18 protein-coding genes are annotated in these 23990 nt (G+C 56.2%); 10 read left to right on the top strand and 8 right to left on the bottom strand.

The genetic code is table 11. The features are described from left to right. Nucleotides 1–441: 441 nt before the first annotated feature. Both ACWUKX_RS06990 and ACWUKX_RS06985 read right to left on the bottom strand, forming a co-directional pair. A complete protein-coding gene (locus ACWUKX_RS06990) occupies nt 442–1179 on the bottom strand; it encodes a class I SAM-dependent methyltransferase (RefSeq protein WP_456005198.1) in 738 nt (245 codons plus the stop codon). Between the two features lie 285 nt (nt 1180–1464). Next, entirely contained in the window at nt 1465–2562 is a 1098-nt protein-coding gene (locus ACWUKX_RS06985) for a polysaccharide pyruvyl transferase family protein (protein WP_456005196.1), read from the bottom strand. 437 nt (nt 2563–2999) lie between these two features. Between ACWUKX_RS06985 and ACWUKX_RS06980 the strand changes: the two genes are divergently transcribed. The 4 genes from ACWUKX_RS06980 (at nt 3000) to ACWUKX_RS06965 (ending at nt 7544) form a co-directional block, all read left to right on the top strand. Continuing rightward, nucleotides 3000–4250: a glycosyltransferase gene (locus tag ACWUKX_RS06980; protein ID WP_456005193.1), complete on the top strand. Its 1251-nt coding sequence runs from the start codon at nt 3000–3002 to the stop codon at nt 4248–4250. Further along, on the top strand, nt 4247–4432 hold the full coding sequence (locus ACWUKX_RS06975) for a hypothetical protein (RefSeq protein WP_456005190.1): 186 nt from the start codon (nt 4247–4249) through the stop codon (nt 4430–4432). The genes ACWUKX_RS06980 and ACWUKX_RS06975 overlap by 4 nt, the downstream gene beginning before the upstream one ends. Nucleotides 4433–4478: 46 nt before the next feature. After that, nucleotides 4479–5705 carry a glycosyltransferase gene (locus tag ACWUKX_RS06970; RefSeq protein WP_456005188.1) on the top strand — a complete coding sequence of 409 codons (1227 nt, stop codon included), beginning with the start codon at nt 4479–4481 and terminating at the stop codon, nt 5703–5705. Between the two features lie 342 nt (nt 5706–6047). Beyond that, nucleotides 6048–7544, top strand: coding sequence for a lipopolysaccharide biosynthesis protein (locus tag ACWUKX_RS06965; RefSeq protein WP_456005186.1), 1497 nt, complete (start codon nt 6048–6050; stop codon nt 7542–7544). A 194-nt stretch (nt 7545–7738) separates the two neighbouring features. On the opposite strand, the gene ACWUKX_RS06960 is transcribed toward ACWUKX_RS06965, so the two are convergent. Continuing rightward, the gene (locus tag ACWUKX_RS06960; RefSeq protein ID WP_456005184.1) at nt 7739–8590 is read right to left on the bottom strand and encodes a sulfotransferase; all 852 of its coding nucleotides are present in this window, start codon (nt 8588–8590) and stop codon (nt 7739–7741) included. 153 nt (nt 8591–8743) lie between these two features. On the opposite strand from ACWUKX_RS06960, the gene ACWUKX_RS06955 reads away from it, so the two are divergent. The 4 genes from ACWUKX_RS06955 (at nt 8744) to ACWUKX_RS06940 (ending at nt 14703) form a co-directional block, all read left to right on the top strand. Continuing rightward, nucleotides 8744–10798 (top strand): hypothetical protein, encoded by a 2055-nt coding sequence (locus tag ACWUKX_RS06955; RefSeq protein WP_456005182.1) that lies wholly within the window; start codon nt 8744–8746, stop codon nt 10796–10798. Nucleotides 10799–11039: 241 nt separating this feature from the next. Beyond that, on the top strand, nt 11040–12356 hold the full coding sequence (locus ACWUKX_RS06950; protein ID WP_456005180.1) for an O-antigen ligase family protein: 1317 nt from the start codon (nt 11040–11042) through the stop codon (nt 12354–12356). Continuing rightward, the gene (locus tag ACWUKX_RS06945; protein WP_456005177.1) at nt 12353–13318 is read left to right on the top strand and encodes a glycosyltransferase family 2 protein; all 966 of its coding nucleotides are present in this window, start codon (nt 12353–12355) and stop codon (nt 13316–13318) included. The genes ACWUKX_RS06950 and ACWUKX_RS06945 overlap by 4 nt, the downstream gene beginning before the upstream one ends. 281 nt (nt 13319–13599) lie before the next feature. Beyond that, the gene (locus tag ACWUKX_RS06940) at nt 13600–14703 is read left to right on the top strand and encodes a glycosyltransferase (protein WP_456005175.1); all 1104 of its coding nucleotides are present in this window, start codon (nt 13600–13602) and stop codon (nt 14701–14703) included. A 263-nt stretch (nt 14704–14966) separates the two neighbouring features. On the opposite strand, the gene ACWUKX_RS06935 is transcribed toward ACWUKX_RS06940, so the two are convergent. The 3 genes from ACWUKX_RS06935 to ACWUKX_RS06925 form a co-directional block, all read right to left on the bottom strand. Continuing rightward, the gene (locus ACWUKX_RS06935) at nt 14967–16841 is read right to left on the bottom strand and encodes a Wzz/FepE/Etk N-terminal domain-containing protein (RefSeq protein ID WP_456005173.1); all 1875 of its coding nucleotides are present in this window, start codon (nt 16839–16841) and stop codon (nt 14967–14969) included. Between the two features lie 568 nt (nt 16842–17409). Next, nucleotides 17410–17625 (bottom strand): exopolysaccharide production repressor protein, encoded by a 216-nt coding sequence (locus ACWUKX_RS06930; RefSeq protein ID WP_127313762.1) that lies wholly within the window; start codon nt 17623–17625, stop codon nt 17410–17412. 655 nt (nt 17626–18280) lie between these two features. Then, nucleotides 18281–18754, bottom strand: coding sequence for an FkbM family methyltransferase (locus tag ACWUKX_RS06925; RefSeq protein WP_456005170.1), 474 nt, complete (start codon nt 18752–18754; stop codon nt 18281–18283). A gap of 728 nt (nt 18755–19482) precedes the next feature. Here ACWUKX_RS06925 and ACWUKX_RS06920 point away from each other — a divergent pair. After that, a complete protein-coding gene (locus ACWUKX_RS06920; RefSeq protein ID WP_456005168.1) occupies nt 19483–20781 on the top strand; it encodes a polysaccharide biosynthesis/export family protein in 1299 nt (432 codons plus the stop codon). A 189-nt stretch (nt 20782–20970) separates the two neighbouring features. Here the strand turns inward: ACWUKX_RS06920 and ACWUKX_RS06915 are convergent, their stop codons facing one another. Continuing rightward, nucleotides 20971–21963, bottom strand: a complete 993-nt coding sequence (locus ACWUKX_RS06915) for a glycosyltransferase family 2 protein (protein ID WP_456005166.1) — start codon at nt 21961–21963, stop codon at nt 20971–20973. A gap of 578 nt (nt 21964–22541) precedes the next feature. Between ACWUKX_RS06915 and ACWUKX_RS06910 the strand changes: the two genes are divergently transcribed. Continuing rightward, nucleotides 22542–23216: a protein-L-isoaspartate(D-aspartate) O-methyltransferase gene (locus ACWUKX_RS06910; protein WP_456005415.1), complete on the top strand. Its 675-nt coding sequence runs from the start codon at nt 22542–22544 to the stop codon at nt 23214–23216. 144 nt (nt 23217–23360) lie between these two features. Here the strand turns inward: ACWUKX_RS06910 and ACWUKX_RS06905 are convergent, their stop codons facing one another. Further along, entirely contained in the window at nt 23361–23987 is a 627-nt protein-coding gene (locus ACWUKX_RS06905) for a CDP-alcohol phosphatidyltransferase family protein (protein WP_456005164.1), read from the bottom strand. Between the last annotated feature and the right edge of the window lie 3 nt (nt 23988–23990).

The following is a 23990-nucleotide window of genomic DNA, read 5'->3' as shown; positions in this document are numbered from 1 at the left end:
ATGCGAGTCTGATGCATCCGCACAGGAATTTTCTTCATCGTTTCGCCGATGCGAGCCAATCGAGACCAAGCGAGCCCTGTCGATCTTGAACCGCCTGTCCGAGAAACGCTGGAATCTGTCTTTAGTCTGTCTTTTGAGCCAAAGGCTCACAGCGCCACAGGAACGCCGCGCGCGTTTTTAGCCGTCGGGGCATCAGCGGGGCGTCCGCCACCCATGCGCGGGCTCTGTTGGATCTGCTTGACCTCTGGACAGGAAGCTCCGAGCTGTATCGCGATCATGACCTCATTCCCAAAGCCAGCAAGCTCGGCACATTCGTCGATCGTTAAGCAGCCATTTTCGGGCCATACTTCGTATACCGACAATAATGATGAGCTGCGTCATGAACGCCAAGGAGAAATGGAGTGCTCAGGATCAAAATACCTCACGGCATCCGGGTACACTTCACGCTATCAAAAAGTCCGATCCATCGCCTTTGTGCGCGTAGTATCTTTCTCCAAACCGCACGCTGAGCTTCGCCAGAAACGTACTATTGCGTTCTGCAGGCAAATGGTTGAACGGCTTGAGTTCCGATCCAATCTCAGATGTTTTCCTTAGTATCGCAAGGCCGGTACTACCGAAGTCTACCGTCATCTGAAGCTGGTCTAAGTTGTCGTAGAAAATGCTCTGAACTACATAAAAAATCCTTCGGTTAGCAATCTCAATTTGGGGATTGTCCTTCCTTCGCCCTCGCATATACGGGTTCGGATCAATGTCATCGAAGCAGATTGTGCCTCCTTTTCGAACCAGGCTGAACCACGTATACACTTCATTCAACACGTGTTCTGGCGTGTGCAGACTATCGACATAGACTAAATCGATTCCATCCTGCAGAATGGGCGCTTTGTTTAGGATGGTCTTGCGATCTGTGGAGTCTGCCTGAACAAAGGTCCAGCGACAGCTAACTGCCGCACTTGAGCAATCTCGGATATCGACCGAGACCAGGTTCCCGCCGTTCTTCTCGCAGGCAGCAAGAATCATTTTAGTGGCCTGCCCCCGATCCGTCCCAAGTTCTAGAAATGTGCCATTCGGTCGCGCAGCCGCTGCGTCGTACAGCCGAACCAATTGCAGGGCTGCAATGGCCGCCTCACCGCACGATTGGGTCCGCTCCTGGGTTGCTCTAAGATATGAGATGACGTCCATTTTTGTCCTTCCTCGCCAAAGCTGATCGTGTAGTCACAGCGCTACGATCGTTTAAACTGGCGATCCGTTGGACCTTCGCCGCGCAACGAGTCCGGTTCCGCGCAAACGCAGAAGTACCAGTACATAAGCGTATCAGAAATAAATCGCTCCGCTGTGCCCGGGGTAACAGCGACCCCGTCTCTAAGATTGGAAGCCGATTCCGAATGGGATCGATCTGCCCCAGCTCTATCTGCCTTGGCCGCCTCGATCCGAGCAACATGATCGATGCGATCGAGGCAAAGAGCCTTATTGCAGATGATGCACCGACCGGGAAGAAGCTCCGAGTACCCCTTCAAGCGACCGTGACAGTCGTGTGTAGTGTTGCATCGCATTTTCTACAATCACGGGGTTAATAATCTCGCTACCGTCGCGTACGATCTTTTGTATGGCGCCTGGAAATAGAAACAGAAAAAGCAGCTTGTGAATATCCCCGATTCTCCAGAAAAAAGAGGATCGGTTGATACGCTTGTACAAGAGTTTTGTTTTCTCCGCTCCCGAATATGCAATACATGGCACGCCGTAGCTCATTGCAATTACGCCAAAGTGCAGTCGAGTGGTAATCAGCAGATCAAGCGAAGACGCCTCGCCACATGCATCTTCCACGTCAGTTAAAATTTTGCTGCTGCAATTATCTTGTGTCAGGTTGGCGCAAAATGCTCCGAAATGCCCATCTTTTTTTGGATTGATTTCATAGAAAATGAAATCAATATCTTTGCGAATTCGTGTTACAATCTGCAGTATGCGTTTCGCCAACCGAGACCGACGGGACGAACCAAGGTAGATATTGAGCCCCACACGTAGACGCGAGCGCCCTTTGTCATACCTACTTCCAGAAATTCTGCGGGAGGTCGTCCATACGACGTCATCCAAGAACTCGCCTTCGGTGTTCGCTTGTGCAAGGAGTTTTAGATCCTCGCGATTTCTCAGTGTTACATAGTTTAGGCGCCTTATAAGTTCTTGGCGTGCAACGGGTACAATTTCATCGATGTCTTTTCCTGCGCCTCCTATGGAAAATGCAAATAGCTTCATAGATTTTTCTTTAGTGTATTCTAGAATAAGTCCAAGATCATCGTTGAAATCCTGCACAACTTCGGAAGGTTGCTGCCTCGGTATAAGTAAGCCGCCTCCTCCAAATATAACTACATCTACTGACTCGACAAATTCTTTGACATCAGAGCATATCTTAAAGCCCCAATCCATTTTGTCGGAGCGCCGCTTCGCATAAACTATTGGATCATGCCCATCATCTTTTACACACTTCGAAAAAAGATAGGCCATGACATTGTCGCCGAGATTCTGATAGCTGTAAAAGCCAAATATCCCGACCCGGAGAACCGGCGTCATGCTGCGCTCCTCTGAAGTGCTCGGCGCTCGGGCTTATGCGCGAACGGGGAGCGACTACTTTTTTGAACGAGTCTGGTTCCGATCCGAATTTCGCGCACACGCGATAGGGCAGAAGTATTGGTACAAGGTATACCACAAAAAATCACTCCGCTGTGCCCGGGGTAACAGCGGCAGTTCTCTGAGACGTTTAAATCCAACAAGTTAGATTTGATCGACTGGAAGCCGTTGGAATAACCCTCCTTACGGACTGCAAGTGCTGGCCCAAGAAGGAAGGGCACACTTAGGACTCGGGGTTCATCTCCATACGGCATGCACCCACCGGGTCGTGGCATGTCACTCCAATGCAGTAGCGCCGATATCGGGACACATGGACCAAAAGCGCGGCTGGGCGTGGGAACGCACCCAACGGATAAATTCAGCGCGATCGGTGCGGCGACATGAAAGTACAGGGTGCGGAAGGCAAGATTGAGTTGGCGCGTCGACTGCGTATCGCTCATGTCATCACCCGTCTCATCAATGGCGGTGCTGATGAGAATACTGTCCATTCCTGCAATTGGGCCGCGCAAAGGGGGCATGATGTTGTCCTGCTGCATGGCGAGACGGTCCAGCCGGAAATCATAGCTAAAGTGGACCCGCGGGTGGAACTCATTGGCGTCCCGGGCCTGACTCGCTCCATTTCGCCTGTCTCCGACCTGAGGGCATTGTTGGCGCTCACCCGGAGATTCCGCGCCTTGAATGCCGACATCGTGCATACGCATACCAGCAAGGCAGGCATTCTCGGGCGTCTCGCCGCATGGGCGGCGGGCGTTCCAGCGATCGTTCATGGCGTGCATATCGTGCCTTTTGTCAATGTCGGCGTCGCCGAGCGGTTTGCTTATCTCGCCTTGGAAAGGCTGGCAGCGCCGATCACCAGCGCGTTCATCAGTGTGAGCGAGGGCATCCGCGACTTATGCTTGAGCGCAGGAGTGGGACATCCAGACAGACATTATGTCGTCCAATCCGGATTCGATCTCGATCGTTTTCGCAACGCCGGTCCGCCCGACGGTTGGCGCAATTTGTTGCGCTTGACCCCGGACGCGCCGCGCCCGTCCGTGCTCTTGATGATCGCGGCTTTCGAGCCACGCAAGCGACACACGGAATTTCTGGACGCTTTCAACAAAGTCGCCGCCCGGTTCCACGACGCGGTGCTTGTGCTCGCGGGCGACGGGCCGCTTCGCTCGACCGTGGAATCGCGGGCCAAGCAGCTTGGGCTCGAGCGGCAAGTGGTCTTTACCGGTTATCGGGACGACCCCGAGCGGCTGATCGCGCTCGCGGATCTCTGCCTGCTCTGTTCCATGCGGGAGGGATTGCCCCGCGTGGTCATGCAATATCTCGCCGGTGGCAAGCCTTGCGTCGCTTGCGATCTGCCAGGTCTTCGCGAAGTGCTCCGCCCTGGTATCAACGGTGTGATTACACCCCCGGATGATTTGGCAGCCATGGCCGACGCCATTGCCGCCCTCCTGGAGGATCGTGCAAGACTGGCCTGCCTCGCCCAAGGTGCCGCCGCGGCGACGGATCTTTCGAACTGGGACGTCAAGCTGGTGGGCAAGCGGACCGATGCCATTTACCGGGAGGCTCTTGACCAGCATCGGGCAAGCAAGGGAGTGTCAACAACACCTCCTGTCCGAAATGTGGCGCTTCCGCGGTGAACGGTGCAGCCTATGGTTTGACGGTGATCGGGCAGCTTGCCGGATTGGTTAGCGGTGCAAACTTTGCCGATTTCGGAGATGAGGTGGAGTGCGTCGATCTGGACGACAAAGGGATCGATGCGCTGAAAGGCAGTGAGATGCCAAAGAGGCATCTTCTTTTTACACATGGGACGGGGTTGTAATCTTGGTGGCCGCCTTGGCTCCAGGAACGCTATCCGGCGGATTGATATGATTGAAGCAGAAGTTGCCTCCGCTTATCCGACGAAGACCCCGCGAGCCGAAGCTCTTCCCAGCATACGTGTTCTGCTCGTGCTCCCAACCTATTTTCCTGAGTCATATGGCGGCGGCGAACAACAGGCGCGGCGATTTGCTCGGGCGCTGGTTGAGAGCGGCGTTTCCGCAACCATTTTGGCACCCAGACTGTCGCACTCGACCCCGAAACGGTCCGCCATCGACGGGGTCCCTATCCATCGCCTTCGTTTGCGCGCGGCTCCGTATTTGGGCGGGCGCCATATGCTGTCGTTCCTGTCGTGGTGTGTCCAGGTTTTGATCTGGATGCTGCGCCGTCGCGACGAATTCGATGTCGTACATATCATCCATGCCCGACTTCACGCTGTTCCGGCGGCATTGGCAGGAGCCCTCCTGCGCAAACCGGTTCTCGCAAAATTGGCCCGGGGCGGACGGTGTTTCGATCTCGACGTTGTGCGCGAAAAGAAGATCATCGGTCGCTGGGCGTCCGCCTTGATTAAACGTCACGTCACGGCCTTCATGGCCAATAGCCGCCAAATCGCTAATGATCTGAAGAGACACGGTATCGACGCAGATCGCATTCATAGGGTTCCGAATGGGATCGATCTGCCCCGCAAGCCGCACCGCGACCCGAGCGCCGATGGCAGCCGACGCTTTATATGCCTTGGCCGTCTCGATCCGGAAAAATGTGTCGAGCACATGATCGATGCGTTCGCGGCACTTCCCGCCGACGCAAAGGCGCAACTCACCATCCTGGGCGATGGCCAGTGCCGCGTCCCTCTCGAGGAACAGGCGGCCCGGTTGGGCCTTTCCGGCAAGGTCACATTCGCCGGGGCGGTCGAAGATGTGTTTCCCTTTCTGTGGGAGGCTGATTTCTATCTTTCCACCTCGGCGTCGGAAGGCATGTCAAACGCACTGCTCGAGGCCATGAGTTGCGGCGTGGTCCCTATCATCACCGATGTCAGCGGTGCGTCCGACGTTGTGGAGCATGAGCGCAGCGGCTTCTTGGCTCGCTCGCAGGTGGAGTATTGCGGACTCCTTCGTCGCGCGCTCGGCCTATCGGAAGCCGAGCGCGATGAGATGGCGCGGCGCGCAGTTCAAACAGTCACTGCGCGATTCAGCATGGAAAGCGTCGCAACACGGCAAATGAGGTTGTATGCCACTCTTTTGGGACACTGCCACCCAGGTCGTGAGGCGATAGGTTAATAAGGAGCAACCCCGAAGCCCGCCCAAGCAATGACGACTATTGATGCCGGAGAGCGGCGCTGAACGAGATTCTTGATCGCCTACAACGCAGCAAAGAGGCCAAGTAATTAGCCATGACGGTCGACTTTCGCGAAAAGCTGAGCTTCGTGGCCAGGAAAATGTGCCCTGGACGGCAGTATCCGCTGCCATAATGACTTAGGTTATGAAGCGATGGAGAAAACGGTGAGCGCCTGAGGGATCCACCCCGCGAGGCGTTGGGCGAGAAAATAGCTCATGAGGTTGCAGCACGCTTGCATGCACTGAAGCGTGGCAGTCCAATTGGACAGTCCGGAGCAGGTCAACTTGGACGAGGTAACTGGATATAAAAACCTGACACGAAGGGCAGCCAACGGCCTCTCGTGGTCGGGTGCCACATTGCTGGCCCGAACCTTTTTGAATGTCCTGGTCACGGCCGTTCTCGCGCGCCTGCTTTCCCCACAGGAGTACGGCGTTGCCGGCGTTGCGCTAATCATCGCAGCCGTCGGCAATAACATTGCCAATCTCGGCATGTCGCAAGTCCTGGTCCAGCGACGGGACGTCGACGAGCGCCATATCGGAACCGTAGTTTTCTTGTCCATGATAATCGCTGCCATTCTCGGCTTGCTTCAATGGGTGTTTGCACCGCAGATTGCCGATTTCCTTCATGTGCCGGAATTGGTCCTCATTTCGCGCCTCCTTGCGGTGATGATGGTCGCGAACGCGTTCAATCTGACAGCCGAGGCTATTTTGTCGCGGCACCTGAAATTCAGAATATCCTCCACAGCGAGTCTGGTCGCTTGGATTGCTTCCCATGTCGGGCTTGCCATTCCGCTCGCCTATTTTGGACTCAGCTATTGGGCCTTGGTGGTCGCGTATATGGCCGAGGCATTGATCCTAGCCAGCATCTATTTCTTCATCGCCAGGGACTATCTCGTGAGGCCCAGTTTCGACATGCAGTCCTATCGAGATATCCGCAGACAGAGCCTAGGCTATTCGCTGGCTGGTATATCATCCGTCACCGCCAAATATATCGATAATGTCATTGTCGCGCGGTTGATCGGCACTGCAGAACTGGGCATTTACTCGCGAGCGTATTATCTGATTGCTATGCCAGCAAGTCTGTTCGGCAATCTGAACAAGAGCGTGATTTTCCCGCTCCTGTCGAAGGTTCATCACGACAAGGCCAGGCTATGCAGCGCTCAGCTCAAGGGGTATGCTTTGACGGCGGCGCTTGCTCTACCGACTAGCGCATTTCTATGTTGTTTCGCAAAAGAGATTGTTCTGACAATCCTCGGCCAGAAATGGACGGATGCCGTCGCTCCCATTATCATATTCTCTGCAGCAATTTATTTCCGCGTGGGTTATAGAGTGTGTGCAGCCGTGACGCTTGCGACGGGCCAAAGTTACCGAACGGCCTCCATGCAGATCATTTACATGGCCCTTGTCGCTTCATTCGCGTTCTTCTCGGCGCCCTATGGCGTGAACGCAGTGGCCTTTTCAGTGTCCGGCGCCATTGCGACGAGTTTCTTCCTCTATGCGGCGATGACTTGTCGGATGACGGGATTATCAGCTCTGGATTTCGCGCTCGTCCATGCGCCGCCTGTCGCATTCGCCGCTGTGGTGTACGCCACCGGCTCGGCGGTCAAAATGCTGCTTGCCGGATCGCCCGACTATCTTGTGCTCGCGACCGGACTTCTCGTTATAGGTACATTGTCCGTTGTCACTGTCTATCTGAGAGCGTCGCTACTCTTCGGAAAACATGGTGCGGAAGTCTTGCAGACTCTAACATCCAAGAAAACGAAATGGATTAGATTTGCATAGCCAACGATACCCTGCACACTCGGCGCCTCTCCGACTGCCCATCCGACGATTTGGGATGCGCAATCACATCATATAAGTACGGGGATTGGAGACACAGTCGGCGGCCTTGAGACGGTTGGCCTCCTTGACGAGGAGGCGATTGCCGTTTTCTCTCACCGGAACGGCTGCTCCTCCAAGCCGTTAACCGCACAAAGTCAGAAATTATCACCTCCATAATCGAACAATTCCGCGGTTGCGCGGGTGCCTTCCCAAATCCGCTGTCGTGCTGAACGATCGAGGCGGGCAACCGCTCGGGTGTTGACGTCTGATGCGATGTGATCGGATGCTTCGTCCAATTTTATCCGCAGCTTTTCGCCAGTTGCGGCGTCTGCGTTTGCCTTTCGCGCCGTCCCAAATGATTTAACCTTAAACCTGATCTTTCCGTCCTCCGCTGCCGCTATGCCGAGCGCGTGGTAAAGGCTTCTAACAAACGCATCCGGTGATTGGATCAAATCCTCGAATCGAAGCGATAGCGCATCACGCTTCCTCGAGGCTTTGAACATCAGGCTAGTCACATCATTGTACCATTTGATCGCGCTCGCCTCGCTGAGACCGCTGCGTATCAGCCCTTCGCACATCGGCAATGGATGCCGCGTAAGCACAAGGTTCCGCGCTTCCATAAAGCCGCGCGCAATCACGTCGTCGAATGCGATGTAGTAGTCCATCACCTTCAAAACGACGTAGCGTGCTTGGGCCTTTTCGTTGCGCTCCCCAGGGAGGACGGTCTCGGCAGTCGCTGCGCGCATATGCCGCCAAAAGACGGGAACAGATGCCCAGTTGACGGCCCCGCCAATATGGCACGCAGCCTTGCGCAGCTTGTGGAAACGTCCGAACACTCCCACATGCCATTCGTACTTTGGCATCAACACATCCGGCGAACTGCCGATGATATTCCAGACAATGCTTGACCCACCTCGGCCAAAGCAATTCAATAGAAGTGCATTGGGCGGAAGAGCCTTGCCCGGCCTAGTGAGAGGCGAAGCATCGATCCTGTCGGCGGTCTGCATCTGCTTTCTCCGTTATAGCATCAGGCGCGACACACTTTCCCTGGCTGTCGTTGAAAGGCTAAACCGAAACCTATGATATGCTGCGGAGCTTGTGAGGAGAAGCGCGATATTAAGAAGTCACATCCCGAAACCAGCAATTATTGGCACACGACAATGATCAACCAACTTTCTCGCCGGGACCTGGCGCGGGCCGCATGCGCCGCCCTTGTGCTGACGGCATCCGGTCGCTTGGGGCGGGACGCTCGCGCCGCCGGTCCGGCGCAAGGCTCGCAGCCGAACGCTCACTCCTGGCATCCTGGTCTGTTCCCGGAAATGATTGTGAAATCCTGGTTTCAGGAGGATCTGGCCGAAGGCGAAGTCTCCTCGTGGCAATCGGGCGGCGTGAAGCCGGTGGCTGCGATGCAAGCCGAGCCCTCCCTGCGCCCGACAAAGCTTCCGAATAACGGCGGCGTTCTCTTCAAGAAGGGCACGAAACAGGCATTGACTTGGCCCGCCGATAACGATGCCCCGTATCTTCACCGCTGGTGGTTCGTGATCGCCCGGTGCAATTCGGCAGTCAACGCTGACGCGAATAACGTTTCCGTTCTTTGCGTCAATGGCGCGAAGGGTGGCCCGGTGCATCGCCAGCCCCAGGTCTGTTTCAAGCCCTCGGCCGGCACATTCGTTTCGCGGCTCCATGACGGCAAGCTCAAGAGCGAGGAAGGGCTATGCTCGACGGATTTTGGCGACTGGAATGTCATGGTCGGGTACCGCCGCGGATTCGTGATGCAGGCTGTGGTGAATGGGATCAAGACGGCCGGCCAGACGATTTATGCATTGGCACCCAATCGGATGAAATCGCAGAGCTTCATGGGCGATGTGAACAATCCGATGAGGGCAGATGTCGCGATCGACTGCGTCATCATCGGACAAAGCGAACTAAATGACTCCCAGATCGACAGGCTAATGAGATGGGGCATGTGGCGCGTCGGCCGGCAATCCGCCCTGCCCGGCGATCATCCCTATCGCCAGAGCCCTCCTTCAGCTGTGGATGCGAACGACAAACCGGAACGTTATGCGTTCGATTCAGCCTCGTGGTCGTCCTGGGCAGCCATCGGCGATGAGCGATATGCTCATCGTGGTGAGGCGGCGCCCCCGATCCGCGCTTACACAACGGTTTTTTTTGACGACTTCGAATCCAACTCGGTTGTCGATGATTTCACAGGCGCGCAAAGCAGCATCTGGTATGCGCCGACCCATCTGACGACCGTTGGTGTTGACGCCGCTACCCCGCCGATCTCGGCGTCGCCCTCCTCCTATGTGCACGACGCCACCAGCCACACGCTGGCGCTCCGGCTCTTGCATAAGGGCCGTTGGAGAACAGGTGCGTTCTCTTCCGTGAACAACAATGGCCAGGGGCGGTGTTGGGGAAAGGGGATTTTTGAGATCCGCGCCAGACTGCCGAAGATACTCGCGCCCCGCCCTGGATTTTTTCCTGCTTTCTGGGCGTATGGGAAGGAGCATCTATTCTGGCGGACGCGCAATCGTCTTGAGACGGACTTTTGGGAATATGATGGTCTCAATGGCGCCTATATCAACATCAGCCAGCACGTGCACAAACCCAGACTTGGCTATGCAGATCCACATATCACGCCAAGTGGCGTGCACCGGAAAATCGCCGGCTATCAAGTCGATCCATCAAGTGGTTTTCCCACCACGATCGACGTATACGATGGCGAATTTCATACTTGGTATGCGCAGATCGAAGATGATTATACTTATTTCGTGATCGACGGCTATGAAGTGGCGCGCGTTCCGACGACACCGGAACTCGCAGCAAAAAAATACATCATTGTGGATTTCGCCTACGATGAAAAAAAGGGGCGCGCTCAACCGAACCCGTCGCAGACGTATGACATGGTAATTGACTATATAAGGGTCCGGCAGAGGGAAACGGATTTGGCTAGGGTCCCGATGGGCTTCAGCGCATTGCCGGACTTCTCTGGCCAGGCTTCACCGGGCCAGGCGCTGACCGTCGTACCGAACGTTATTGCGTCGCAAATAGAGTGTCTATGGTATCGTGACGGCGTTCCGATCGTGGGCGAAACCGCCACAAGCTATGAGCTCAGCTCACGGGATGTCGGGCATAAGATTCGCTGCCATGTTCGCGCGGTCTCTGTGCTCGACCAGCCAGAAGCCTGGACCCCGGAGAGCGAGACCGTCGGCTAGAACGCATCGACTGCGCGACGCCAGGATGCGTCATCACTCTCGTCGGACTGCTGATGAGCTCTGCCACCAGTAAGCCTCCCCGCAGCCGAGGAGGGTGAGTTTACCCAACAGGCGGAAACCTCTTTGATATGCGATGCCACCGCGGGCGGAACGATGAGGTCGTCGGCTGGAGCAGGGTGAAGTGTTTCTCCGCGGGCTGGCATTGTTACATCCAATAAGTTCTGTTTCCGGGGAAGAGAACATGCTAGAGAAGATCGCGCCCAGCGGAAGAGCTGTGATGTGTTATCTTCTCACATTCGCGGTACTGAGCCTCTTCCTGCCAATCAGGCTCGAGACGGGTCTTGTATTGCTGCGTCCGTTCGAGCTGATCGCATTGCTGATGCTCTTGATTGGCCTGGCGACGGGGCGTTGGCGAAGGTTGGCTTTTTCAGCCGGTTTTCTACTGCTCCTGCCCTTCTTGGGCTGGCACATGGTCTCGGCCTTCAGCGTGGACGCAGAGAATGGCCTGCGCGAGCTGTTGCAGATGTCCGCGGTGGGCGCCTTTGCGTTCGCCTTGGCACAGGAGGCCAGCCGGGTCGACACGCGCCAGGCCGTCAACATCTTGCTTTTCGGCATGGTGCTGATCCTCGCCTATACGATCACCTGGCATGTCGCCCAGGGCTACTTGGTCGGTTGGAAGCATCTGTTCGATCCGAGGCTCGCGTTCACCTTCCTTCCAATTGCGCTCGCAGGGCTCCTCCTCTTCGTCAACCGGGGCAAGCGGCGCACCCTTTGGTTTGTATGGGTGGGGATACTTCCCCTGCTCGTGCTATCTGGGGAACGCAAGGCGCTTTTGATCTATCTCTTTCTGACCGCCGCGCTTCTGATGCGCGGACGGCTCGCGGCGATGGTGCCGGCGATCGCCGCTGGTTTCGTGGCACTTTTCGTGCTGTCGACCACGATGAATAACGCTTATGTCGAGAAGCAAATGCAGACCATTCTCGATCCGCTGAGCATGGGGCAATACGAATATCTGGCCGCGACGGGGAAATATGCCCCTGGAGACACCCCGAGCAATGTCCAGCGCGCGTTTGCTTTCACTCTGTCCAGACAACTCATCTCCGAACATCCACTGATGGGCGTGGGTACGAACCAATTCAAGAATATTATCGATACGGATTTCAGCGGACTTCCTGACGAGTTGCGGCTTGGGATACATGGCGAGTTTCAACGTATCCTCACCGAGAACGGCATCATTGGGCTCAGCCTCTATGTTCTCATCTGGATTGCTGCATGGTTTCGCTTAAGCCGTACTCTAAGCTGGGCCCTTTCTCACGGATTGATCGGAGCGGCCCAGGTACGGCTTCTGCCCCTCGTGCTCCTTGTTCCTTGCGCCCTTTACGTTGGAACAGAAGCCTCCGGCACACGAGCTTTCGTTACGCTGAGTCTTGTCTCGCTCCTGCCTGAATTGACGCGGCACGGGCTTTGCCTATCATTGCACAGGATGCGGAGGAGCCACCCCAGGAGCGTGAGACATCCTCGATTTGTCGGGAGCCCCTTGCCAGGAATCACGAGATGAGTGTTTCGGTTATCATGACATGCCACAATGAAGAACGCTTCATCGTGCAGGCAGTAGAAAGCGTGATTAATCAGACCGCATCGAGCCACATCAAAGAGATCATCATTGTCAATGATGGTTCGAAGGACGGCTCATCGGAAGTGATTGCATCGCTGGGTCGCAGGGAGCCGCGCGTACATGTCCTGACGACGGCGGGTATCGGGCTTTCATCGGCGAGGAATCTTGCCATCAGACATGCTGCTGGCGATCTTATTGCAATTCTCGACGGCGATGACTTCTGGGCCGAGGACAAGCTTGAGCGTCAATTAGCCGTCTTTGGCAATGGCTGCAAGGCAGGTCTTGTCTATGGCGATTTTGTCGATTTTTCCGCTCCGGATCTGTCCGATGCTCTACACGTCGCCGTGCGCCGCTATCGCTCGGACCAATGCGATACGCTGCCGACGTATTTTCTGCTTGATGGGCCTATTGTTCCTTCCAGTATGGTTATGCGGCGGGAGATGGTCGAAGATATCGGGTTATTCAACGAGGCATTCGGGGCTGGAGAGGATACAGAGTTTTGTATGCGCGCAGCCGAGCGTTGGACATTTCAACATGTGGCCGAAGCACTCGTCTATAAACGGCGCCATGGCTCGAACATAACCCGAAGACTCGACGCGCTTCTGCCGATAGCCGAACGCCTCACGCGAGAATGGGCCATGCGACGGCCGGAACTTACGCACCTCGCGCGTCGGCGCAACGCGCGGTTGTACGCAAAGGCGGGCAATGATTGCGTGGCTCTAGGCGAAAAGAAACGCGGAGCGCGCTTGCTCATTCGCGCGATGTGGCACGATCCATTGTCATGGCGGGTGTACGTTTACTTTTTTCTTTGCGCCCTGCCGAGGGGCATGGATCCGCAGGTGCGCCGTGCAGCCAAGCTATTGTTCTACCGCGCCTTGCGCAAAGACTTTGCTGACGGCTCTTAAAGATGCTGGCGGAATGGCGAGAGTTCGAGCAACTCAGGCGGCAGCCCTGGAATCTTTCCGAGGCGACTATTCTGTACCGCGACGACAGGACCATAACGGAGGCGAAATCAGAGCTCTCCGCGGTCGCCAAGTCTCTCTTAACGCGGGTAAGGACTTGAAAGGTCTCCAGACACCACCACTGAGCCCTCACCACAAGCGCAGGAGAATTCCACACAAGATCGGGCAGTTACTTGCGACAATAAATACGAAGGTGCAAGAGAATCGGAGTGCTTCACTATCACATGCGAATTCTTTACTTCATCAACGGATTCGATCCCGGTGGCGCCGAGCATGGGCTACTCACCTTGCTGCAAGCAGGATTTTTCAGCGGCCACGAGCTGAAGATTCTCGCCTTTTGCCGTGGTCGCGGGGCTCTTGCCGATGAAATCGCCGCAAAGATCGGAGAGCACAATCTTATCCTGACGTCGCAGAGTGAAGAGCCTTCCTTGCGCACCTTTGTGGGTACCTTCTTTGTAATGTTGCGCCTCATCCGGGAGTGGCGGCCGGATATGGTTGCGTTGTCGCTCAAGCAGGCCAATCTCATGGGACGGCTAGTTGCGATGTTTGCTCCTCGGCTGCACTGCGTTTCATTCGAACACACTACCCGCTACCGCTCCCGGCGCGCCGCAGGTATTTATGGCCCTGTGCTCAAGGCCCTGTCCTGGCGCGTTGACGAAATCTGGGCTGATTGCGAAAGTACGCTGCAAGAGACGCAAGCCTACTTCCTGCCGCGCAGGCGCCGCTCGCATATCGTGCCTTTGTTTTGCGCCGATGAGGCTTCCAGCCACAAGCGCGATTACGCGCTTCACACACCCTTGCGCATTGCTGCTGCCGGACGGCTTATCGCGCTAAAGAACTTTGACCGCCTGATCGAGGCCATCCGAATGCTCCAAGATCGCGGCGTTTCTGCAAGCCTCGATCTTTACGGCGATGGGCCGGAACGGCAGGCGCTTTCACGGAAGGCGGATGAGCTCGGCGTTGGAGATCGCGTGCATTTCCATGGCTATGTCGCGCGCTGGTCCGAGCTAGCCTGTGATCGTGACGTGTTCATCAACCTGTCCGATACGGAAGGGTTCTGCATCGTCGTCGCCGAGGCGATGCTTGCCGGCCTTCCGATTATCGCGACCGACGTCGGCGGTATCCGGGACTACGGCAAGCATGGAGAGAATATGCTGAAGCTTACTGTTTCCTCAGCGGAGATGGTGGTGACGCAAGCATTGGTGTTGGCGGGCGATGAAACGCTCTGCAGGAGGATTGGAATGCAGGCGCGACAGGATATGCTGCAGGCCTATTCGCAGGATGCTTTGCGTGCCCGCGCTACGGCGGTGTTGGGTGGCGGGATGTAAGGACCGGCAAAGGGCTGGCGACCAGGATAGCCGGGCCGATCTCGGCATCCCACCTGTCCGACATGGTTCTCAACCTGGCCCTTCTCCCAGTCCGATGCCAGCGTGCAGCCCACCGGCTGGAGGAAGCGACGATGTATCGCATTGCCGGTCCTTGCCGACGAACACCATCTCTTGCGCTCTCGCGCGGATAGGCCCGACGGAATTTTTTCGTCAAACCCCTCCGTGGGCTATCTGCTCAAGACAAAACAATGCCTGCTCCACAACTAGGCCTGGTAATATTGACTATAACGTTCACTGTAAAATTCGGCACTGCCGAACTTTTGGTACCGCCTGATTCTTTTGATATCGACTTTGTTGAGCAGAACGCCGATGCATTTATCCGCCAGGATCGGGTTGTTGTTGAGAATTTCGCGCACGAATGTACGAGCGGTCACACCCCATTCAACAACCAGAACAAGGCCGTCGAGGTGCTGGACAAAGGACCTCACGTCCGCGACTGGAGCCAACGGGGGCAAATCAACGACAACGTAATTGAACATAGGGCCCACCTTGAGCAGAAAGTCGCCCATTTTCTCGATAGGCTGCACGGTGTTTGCGAGCTTATGTTGGCTCTGGTTCACGCCGGGCAAGAACCTCAATGGCAATGACTGATGGGCCAGCAAGTCTCTCGGATTGAATTCTCCAGCCAATAAGTTGGCCAGGCCTCGTTCCCAGCCGTTGGCTAACATAGGGGACAATCCAGGATTGTGGATATCGGCATCGATCAACAACGTCTTACAACGCTGCATAGCAAGAACCATCGCTAAATTAGCAGCGACCAGAGACTTCCCTTCTCCCGGGAGGCAAGAAACGATGCCGAGCACCTTGGTGCTCTTCCTTGGGAACTCGACGTCAACAGCGACTTTCACGGTTCGCATCGCTTCAGCGAATTCCGAGCGCGGATGTTGCTCTACCCAGTTGAAAGCGCTGTTCCCCACCTCGATGAATGACGGCTCTCCGGCCGCACGATCGTGCTTGTTTCGGCGAATTGGCTTCCCGTCCAGCAAAGGGATCATTCCGAGCGTCTGAAGTCCGAGCTCATCGCGCACTTGAGCCGTCGTGCGGAAAAAGCGCTCCCGGTACTCCCGAATTCCGCCCACACCGGCGCCAACCATGCCGGCGAGCACGACGCAGAACGCCAACGTAAGACTGCTGTTCGGAGAACTCGGTCTGCTGGGGTATGGTGCCTCCGAGATAGTCCGCGCCTCCGTCAATGCCATCGAAAGGTTCTGCAGGCTCGCTTGGTACTGCTGCAGGACCTGTTCATATTGCGACTTCAGAGAGGACGCCTCAAGTTCGAGCTGGCGCAAGGTAACCAGCGTTTCCTTGGTCAGCGTATTGTCTGTTCGGAACCTGTGGATTGCGAGCTCGGCATCGACCGATCGCTTCCGCACCGTCTCGAGCTCTTCCGCCAGTGCGCTGCGAGCTCGGATAATCGACTCGTCTTTGGCTCCGACTTGGTCAGAGATATAGATTTCTGCATACTTACTGGCTATTTTTTGCGCCATTTCGGCGCTAGGCGACCGAAATTGGACTTGCAGAATGTAAGAATCTCCTACGCGAGCTACCGTTACATTCTCAGCCAGAATGCCAAGTGCCTGCCATCGAGGATCGGATCCTCGCGCGGCACTCGATTTCACCGGCGCTCCGCTTGCTTCGGAACTGCCGATGAATGGCCAAACCAACCGAGCGACCGATCCTGTGAGACTGTTGAGCAATGAATATGGCGCTGACAAGAAAGAGCGATCGGTAGCAAGACCGAGGCTGTCAACGACTTTTAGCCCGATGCGGTCGGAACGCAACAATTCGACCTGACTCTGCATCATCGGGTCAAGCGGTGCGGAGCTTCCGCTCTCTGTTAACTTCGTCACGACGGAAGGCTGGTTCTTGTCGATCAGGATTCTGGCGGTCGACTCGTACAAGGGCACCTCGGCCCAAAGATACGCCAGCCCCAGCACAAGTCCTGCGAGCGCGCATGTAAGGACGAACCTCAACTGCCGTTGCGCTGCCGCCACGAGGGTTTCGAGATCAATCGTGCCCCACTGAGGATCGCCGAATGTGAAGGCAGAATCCGGGTGCTTTTCAACTTCGCGGAGCATAAGCCTTCAAACCCGTGGGATGAGACTGGCAGCGCATTGGTAACGACAAACACCATACCACATTATCTGACTAAATGTCTGCAAATTCAGTATCGACGCCCGCGAAGCACAGGCACACCGCTCGGGGCGGGCATCAGCCCGCTCTTCGTCAAGGCGCAACTCCTAGCCTCGATGCTATAAACGAAACCTCACGCGGCCCATGATCCGACTGCCGAAATTCCGCTGCATGTCGTAAGCTCCAATTGAAGGAAGAAATTGAGTCGTATTGCCAAATGGCAAAACATCTGAGCAAGAGATTCCGGGCTCGGGTTGAGCCTGTCCTGCGGGAAACGGGAATGGCTCGTCGATCACAGACGCGCGCTAACGATCACCGCAAGTGTCCTGCGCGCATCTGGCGCCTCGCGGAAAGCCTCTCCGGTGCCCGAATAAGACAGGCTGCAGTTACATTTTGTTTCGTGGTGTGGGGTGTCATCTTGCTGATCGTCCTGCTCTAGCAGCCAGAGCCTATAAAGGCAGAGCGTGGCCCGCCTCACTTACTAAGTGGCTCGGCAGTTGCTCCCTTTCGGACTCATCGCGCGATGTGTGACTTCGGAGTCACCGATTCTTTGGAGACCGAGCGCCACACTAGCAGCATGACAGCAACAAAGTACCCAATCTGTATCAAGATCCCACAAATTAACGTCTGGACAAACGTGCCCCAGAGGGAGCCGGTGAGCAAATATATACTGATGGCGAATGCCAACAGTACTATGACAAGGCCTCGCAAAAAAAGCAAAAAGGACATCGCCGTCCCACTCGCAGCCGCTGACGTGGCGCGCTCCTTGGCTATCCAGGCCTCAGCGCGTTAACCATCATAACATATCGGAACGGGTCAGGGCGACGATATATTAGCATGTGCGAATAAAGACGCCCAACCTGTGCCAGGACGCTTGCTTCCAGGCGACCAACTCCCGTTCGACCATCCACAGCTTCTCGGCCGTCGACCACCGCCGCCGTCGCTCGCGGCCGTTCAGGATCTCAATCTTCGGAATGCTACCAGTCATAGACACGACATTACTCCTATCCCTTATCAAGATGGAGATCGTGTCCGGTTCATTCGGGCTATTTCATACGGATGGCTTTCCCCTCCGGGGCCATACCTTGTTAGCGTGCGCAATGCACATCAAACCAGTCATGCCAGACAGGGTCAGGATCACCGGTGTGGCCAAGATCAAAGGCAAGCCACGTAAATGCAACTTCCTTCATTTGCCGCCACGGGCCATCAGTCTCATCACCGAATGGACCCGAGGAGCCGTAGGCAGAATGTTTCTTTGCAACATTCTCTGGTGCACAGCGACCCAGCATACGTCGAACACGACTTCGCAATGGTCTTAGATTTCGTGACCATTTGTTGGCCTGATCGGGGCTATAACTTAGCTGCCGAAAATCCTCCTGCGCAATCAGTTTGAAACGCGAATAGCCGAGATTGTGCATAAAGAACAGATCCTCCAAACGCTCTTCTCAAACGAGACGAATCGAGGGAGATCGTTTGGGTCAAGTGCCTCCAAGCAGGAATGATCTGCAGTCTCGATATCAACCTTGAGGTAAAAGGGTGTTCCAAACTCGGCCAAGATGTCGTTCATCGGTCGGCAAGTGACCTGGATCTCATGAGAAGTGTTGTTGCACATCTCCGCATTTTGCCTATCGAACGAGTTGAACTCGGGATTGCTACTGATCCAAAATGAGGATTGTCCGTGACTTGGCCCAATCGCAGCCTCAACGACGTGAACTTGGCCCTTCTCGATCTCAGCAGCAAAACGTTTTCGCTGTGCTTCCGCTTGCGCAGGGTCTGCCTCAATCGCCACCACACGATAGCCTTGGCTCACATAGAACGCCGTATCATCGCCATTATGCATACCGACGTCATAAACCAAATCGCGGTCACGTTGCCCTCCTAAGGAGATGACGTGCAAAGCAAGATATTAAGATAATAAGTTGGCCGCGCTCTGCCTAAATCACCCTTCCGAGGGAGAGTAGCATTAGGGTCTTCACGAAACTATCATTAGCATGACCCGCCCGCCTGATATCCGCTCGACCTCCGACCGCGAATACGGGATAGGTTGTTCATCACGTCGCGCAAATGGCGCAACTTCGCCTCGGCGGATGAAATTTAGGTTTTGTCATCTGCGTCCCCAATTAGCAGCACGACAATCATAACAAAGAAAAATCTCCCCACATGAGCGAATTAACTGCAAAGCGGGAAGCGTTCGCGCTGGCCTGTGTCGAGTGCGGCAACAGGGCAAACCATACCGGAGCGCCTTCGATGTAAGGGAGAACACCAAGCCAGAAACCATCTGGTCCGAAGCCTCTCGCCTCCTGGCCGACCCTAAGGTGTCCGCAAGGTGGCAGAGCTCCAGGCGATGGCTCGCGACATGGCGTTTATCTCGGTCGGAACGCTGACCAAAGAGCTAGAAGAAGCTCGGTCAATGGCGATGACGGAAAAGTGATCGTATCGCGGCCGACACCGCGCGGATCACCCGCGACAGATGCCTGTCGGTCTGCCTTGTTGCCGTTGTTCAGAGCGTAAATTCGCCTCAAAGGAATGGCGTTGTGAGAAAGGTCTGCGTCGACGTCATGCTTAAACATTGCGGGGTGATCGCGAATGTTGAATAGATCGGTGCGCTGGATGCGGGCAGGCAGCTGCGCTGCGCTCGCATGTGTGTTTTTGTTTTTCGCATACGCGAATGCGTCGAATGGCCTTGCCCTAGCGGAGGAGTACAATGCCGGCGAGTACCGTCTGCAGACTGGCGACGTGATCGGCTTCGCTGTCTTAGGCTATCCCGAGATGCAAAAGCGAGCTGTCATCGACCAAAGCGGTGTAATCGTGTTGCCGGTCCTGGGCCCCCTAACCGTTCTCGGGAAGACAATAGAGGATGTTCGCAAGGAGGTAATTGAGGGTTTAAAACCAAAATCCCTTCCACAACGATCCGCCGACGGCACTGAGACTTGGACTGGGTTTTACCCGGATCAGATTGTAGTTGATATTGAGGAATACAGACCCGTCTATATTGACGGGGACATTGCCTCTCCTGGGACTCAGGCCTTCAGACCAGGCATGACTGTCCGACAGGCTGTGGCGGCTGGCGGCGGCTACCAGCTCGGTCGCGGTGAGCTTCAAAACCCTGAAATGACAGCAGCGGACCTTGGCGGCCGCCTCCACATTCTGCGCATCAAGTACCAGGAAAGCGAAATCAAGGCTGCTCGCATAGATGCGCAGCTGAGCGGCGCCAGAGCGATTGAGGTTCCGGACACAGAACGTGACCCGAGCCTCGAACCTCGTCGCGACGAAGCTTTGCAGCAGGAGGGGAAGCATCTTGAAGCTGTCTATGCGGATCAGGAGAAAGAGCGCGCTTCGATTAGGTTGGCTACAACCAAGGCGGCGGAGCGAATGGGCTACCTGAAGGAGCAGCAGAAGGCGGATCAAGCGGGCGCAGCCGCAGATGCAGCGGAACTTGATCGCCTCAAGAAGCTCTTCGAAAAAGGTCTGATCCAGATCACGAGGGTCAACGATGCTCAACGCGCAGTGCTCTTGTCAGCGACCCGCGCGTTGCAAACCAACGCTGAGATCGCTCGACTCGAACGCGACCAAGGGGATTTGCAGCGCAGTCTTGATAAGCTTATCGACCAGGGTCGAATTGACCTGTTGGCTGACTTGCAGGCTGAACGCGCGGCGATGACGCAAATGCGCGCTGAGATGGATTCATTGACCAAACAAATCGCCTACGTGATGCAGATGCGCAGCGACCTTGTAGGCGAAGGGGACCGAATTACGATCGGTGTAACCCGCTCCACTGACGGACAAGCAGCGACGACCGAGGCGACTGAAGATACTCTGCTTGCTCCGGGTGACACCATCACAATTACGCTGAAGGCCCCATCAGGAGCGGCGGTCGCGAATTAAACAACTAAGTATTGTATAGAGGCGGCGCGTAGTTGCACGTGTCCTATGGAAAAGTGGTCCGGGCCAAGATCGTTCTGGTGGCCGCTCAGGGTCCGGGCACTGACGTGACTGTCGCGTGCGCCGCCAAAGCCTGGCATCAAGCATCTAGCTTCAACAACTTGGGCTCGGTACGCCCGAACAGGGACGCACTCACCTCTCCAGATAAATCTTTCCATAAAGAGGCCGAGACTCGGCGTTTCGCATCCGTTTCACTCGAACCTTGATCCAGCGAGGAACCAGCCCCCGGCAGCAGACGTCGATCGTGTGAGGCAGACGTGAAATGGCCGTGCGCGGCTCCAGGACAAAGAGCTTCTTCGACAGGTACCAGGCTGCGGAAGGCCGCCCTTGAATCAAAGCTCTCACGGCAAGCCCATTGATCGTGTCAAGCAGATGGGCGTTGAGATCGCTCCCAAATTGCGGATATTTCTCGCGAAACTCGGCTAGGACAATTTCATACGAACGAAACATCTGCATGACATCGCTCGACATGTTGCCGATCGTCCTCCGGTAACCCACAAGATGTTGGGGCACGATACGAAACTCGTAATTCTCCGCTATTCTGAGGCACAATAGAAGATCTTCGCAGCCTTGTGCGTTCCTCGCCCTCAGGGAAGGATCAAACTGTCCCGCCCGCTCGAATGCGGAGCGACGTACAAGCATCGAACTTCCGTTACCGACAAAGTTGTTTCTGCACATGCGTTGCAGCACGCGACCATCGGCGTCGGGCTGTTTGAATGAAAATATCCGACCGTCCTCGTCGATCTCCGCAAACCAGCAATATGCCAGGCCAGCTGACGAGCCTCCTTCCTGCAGGACGCGCAGTTGCAGTGCGATTTTGGATGGAGCCCAAAGATCATCCGCGTCCACGAACGCTAGAAACTCCGCATCGGTGGCAGCGGCGCCGCTGTTGCGTGCGTGCGCAACACCCGCGTTCGGCTGCCTGAAAAGGCGTATACGCCGATCTTGCTCGGCATAGGCGGCCACGATTGACGCGGACCGGTCCGTCGACCCATCATCCACTACGATAATGTCCAGCGCCTGGTGGCTCTGCTGGCAGATGCTGGTCAGCGTCGGGAGAATGGTTCTCTCGGCATTGAACATGGGCACCACGACGCCTATCACAGTGGCATTGTGCTGGCTCATTTGCCTTCGTCTTCTCTTACGACGTGGTAAAATGGCACATCAGGCTGGTAGTTCCATCAGATTTCTCTACTTTAGCTGATGGGAGGATTCAACCACGACGGCCGAGCGGCAAGGCAGAGGCCCCCGGCGAGTTCCACTCAGCACTCCTGGAAGCGATAAAGTAGCGGCCTCCGGACTTTAGCCGGATATTTAGGAACTCCGATTGTGTAGGTGAGTGAGGAAACCTCCCGAACCGCCCGTCGCGGCATTCCCGCTGCCCGAAGCCATGCAGCAGTCGCAGCCTCGCTCGGTGAAACAGGCGTCCACTACTACAACGACAACGCCCCGGTCGAGATCGCCGGCTGCCCACGCATGCACGCAATGCACCCGTTCATTGTTCGATCACCGCGATCCAGGACATACCCGTTATGGCGACATGGCACGGGATCTCCGGGGCCGCCGCCGATGCCAAAACGCAACGCCAAAATTTCCTCCGGTCGCCGCGGGCACCCGCAACCGGAAACGATGGCGGGCGTTGCTGTGACGAACAGGATATAAGCCTATCTGGCAGCAAGCTGGTTGAGGAAAGCCCCACCGTCATGAAGCCAATGAATGAAGAACACCTCGCAGTTCTACGCAGACACATGGTCGAGATGATTGCAATCCATACCGACCTTGCAAGCGAAGAACTCGGCAAGGCGGCGCTCGATGAACGGGTGATGGCAGCGATGCAGCGGGTGCCGCGCCATCTCTTCGTACCAAGCTCGGTCGCGCCTTATGCCTACCAGGACATGCCACTGCCGATCGGCTTCGACAAAACCGTCTCGCAGCCGTTCATCGTCGCTCTCATGACCGACCTCCTTGCTCTCCAGCCGCACGAGGCGGTGCTCGAGATCGGCACCGGCCTGGGCTACCAAACTGCAATCCTCGCGGAACTCGCCGGGCACGTTTGGAGCGTCGAAATCATCGAGGAATTCGCAAGCCACGCCGAGACTCTCCTGCAGGCCCTCGGTCTATCCAATATCAGCATTCGTGTCGGTGACGGGTCTCGCGGCTGGCCCGAGCACGCCCCATTCGATAAGATCTTAGTCACCGTCGCGGCTGGGCGGGCGCCGCCGGCTTTGCTTGAGCAGCTCAAGCCGGGGGGCCGCCTGGTTCTGCCTGTGGGCCCTGAACAAGGGCAGTTGCTGACGGTCATCGACAAGGATTCGGTAGGGCAACTGAAGACTCGCAAACTCATCCCGGTTCGGTTCAGCCGGCTCGAAACGGTCTAATGAGGGTGCGGACATCTCGCCCACAGGGTCAGCAACTTCGCTATGGCCAGAGATGACGCAGGCCGCGGGAGGATTGTTTTAACCCGACTGTGCCCGCGACAGCGCCTCGCGTTTCCGCCGCCCAAACCAGTATGGGATTTTGTCTCACGGCTGCTTCGCGTCCGCTCGTTTGAGCATGGCAAATGCGCGATTGATCCGTTGCAGAGCTGTGGCGTTTGCCAGCAGTGCGTAAAGCGCGAACCCGCCCGTGAGAATCCAAGGCGAAGCGGCGCCCATGGCGATCGCCAATCCATCGGCGACTAACAGCACGCAAATGAACACCAGGCGTTCCATCCGTTCGAAGAAATCCGGCCACGCCTGGTTTTCTATGGGGATTTCGATCGCCGTCCGCGCCTTGGCGTAGCTGGTGAGGATTCCGCCGGCGAATGCGATCATTGCGATCGCCCACAGATCGGCGATCCAGCCTATTGCCGCAAACACGGCAAGTTCCTGATAACGGTCGGCCATGGCGTCGAAATAGCCACCGGCCTTGGTGCTCATATGTCTCCGACGGGCGACCGCACCGTCCAGCGCGTCGAAGGTGAAGGCCAACGCGAGGCAAACGCCAAAGGCAAGGCTCGACTGGTGGTACACATAGGCGGCGCACGACAGGGCGACGAGCACCAGACCGCCGGCTGTAACCTGGTTCGGGGTCATGCCGATCCCGATCAGCGGAGAAGCGGCGTGCTCCCATAGCGGGTCGATACGACGTTTCATGAGACCGGCGATCATGAT

Source organism: Mesorhizobium sp. f-mel (assembly GCF_053850215.1).
The sequence above is the reverse complement of the archived record's forward strand: the minus strand, read 5'-3'. Positions and strand labels throughout refer to the sequence as shown.

Bases quoted from the DNA above. Each gene is read 5' to 3' on its own strand.
- ACWUKX_RS06970 (WP_456005188.1), top strand. From the start codon at position 4,479: ATGATTGAAGCAGAAGTTGCCTCCGCTTATCCGACGAAGACCCCGCGA.
- ACWUKX_RS06910 (WP_456005415.1), top strand. From the start codon at position 22,542: ATGAAGCCAATGAATGAAGAACACCTCGCAGTTCTACGCAGACACATG.
- ACWUKX_RS06930 (WP_127313762.1), bottom strand. From the start codon at position 17,625: ATGTCCTTTTTGCTTTTTTTGCGAGGCCTTGTCATAGTACTGTTGGCA.
- ACWUKX_RS06990 (WP_456005198.1), bottom strand. From the start codon at position 1,179: ATGGACGTCATCTCATATCTTAGAGCAACCCAGGAGCGGACCCAATCG.
- ACWUKX_RS06935 (WP_456005173.1), bottom strand. From the start codon at position 16,841: ATGCTCCGCGAAGTTGAAAAGCACCCGGATTCTGCCTTCACATTCGGC.
- ACWUKX_RS06980 (WP_456005193.1), top strand. From the start codon at position 3,000: ATGAAAGTACAGGGTGCGGAAGGCAAGATTGAGTTGGCGCGTCGACTG.
- ACWUKX_RS06955 (WP_456005182.1), top strand. From the start codon at position 8,744: ATGATCAACCAACTTTCTCGCCGGGACCTGGCGCGGGCCGCATGCGCC.
- ACWUKX_RS06920 (WP_456005168.1), top strand. From the start codon at position 19,483: ATGTTGAATAGATCGGTGCGCTGGATGCGGGCAGGCAGCTGCGCTGCG.
- ACWUKX_RS06960 (WP_456005184.1), bottom strand. From the start codon at position 8,590: ATGCAGACCGCCGACAGGATCGATGCTTCGCCTCTCACTAGGCCGGGC.
- ACWUKX_RS06905 (WP_456005164.1), bottom strand. From the start codon at position 23,987: ATGATCGCCGGTCTCATGAAACGTCGTATCGACCCGCTATGGGAGCAC.
- ACWUKX_RS06940 (WP_456005175.1), top strand. From the start codon at position 13,600: ATGCGAATTCTTTACTTCATCAACGGATTCGATCCCGGTGGCGCCGAG.
- ACWUKX_RS06945 (WP_456005177.1), top strand. From the start codon at position 12,353: ATGAGTGTTTCGGTTATCATGACATGCCACAATGAAGAACGCTTCATC.
- ACWUKX_RS06950 (WP_456005180.1), top strand. From the start codon at position 11,040: ATGCTAGAGAAGATCGCGCCCAGCGGAAGAGCTGTGATGTGTTATCTT.
- ACWUKX_RS06915 (WP_456005166.1), bottom strand. From the start codon at position 21,963: ATGAGCCAGCACAATGCCACTGTGATAGGCGTCGTGGTGCCCATGTTC.
- ACWUKX_RS06985 (WP_456005196.1), bottom strand. From the start codon at position 2,562: ATGACGCCGGTTCTCCGGGTCGGGATATTTGGCTTTTACAGCTATCAG.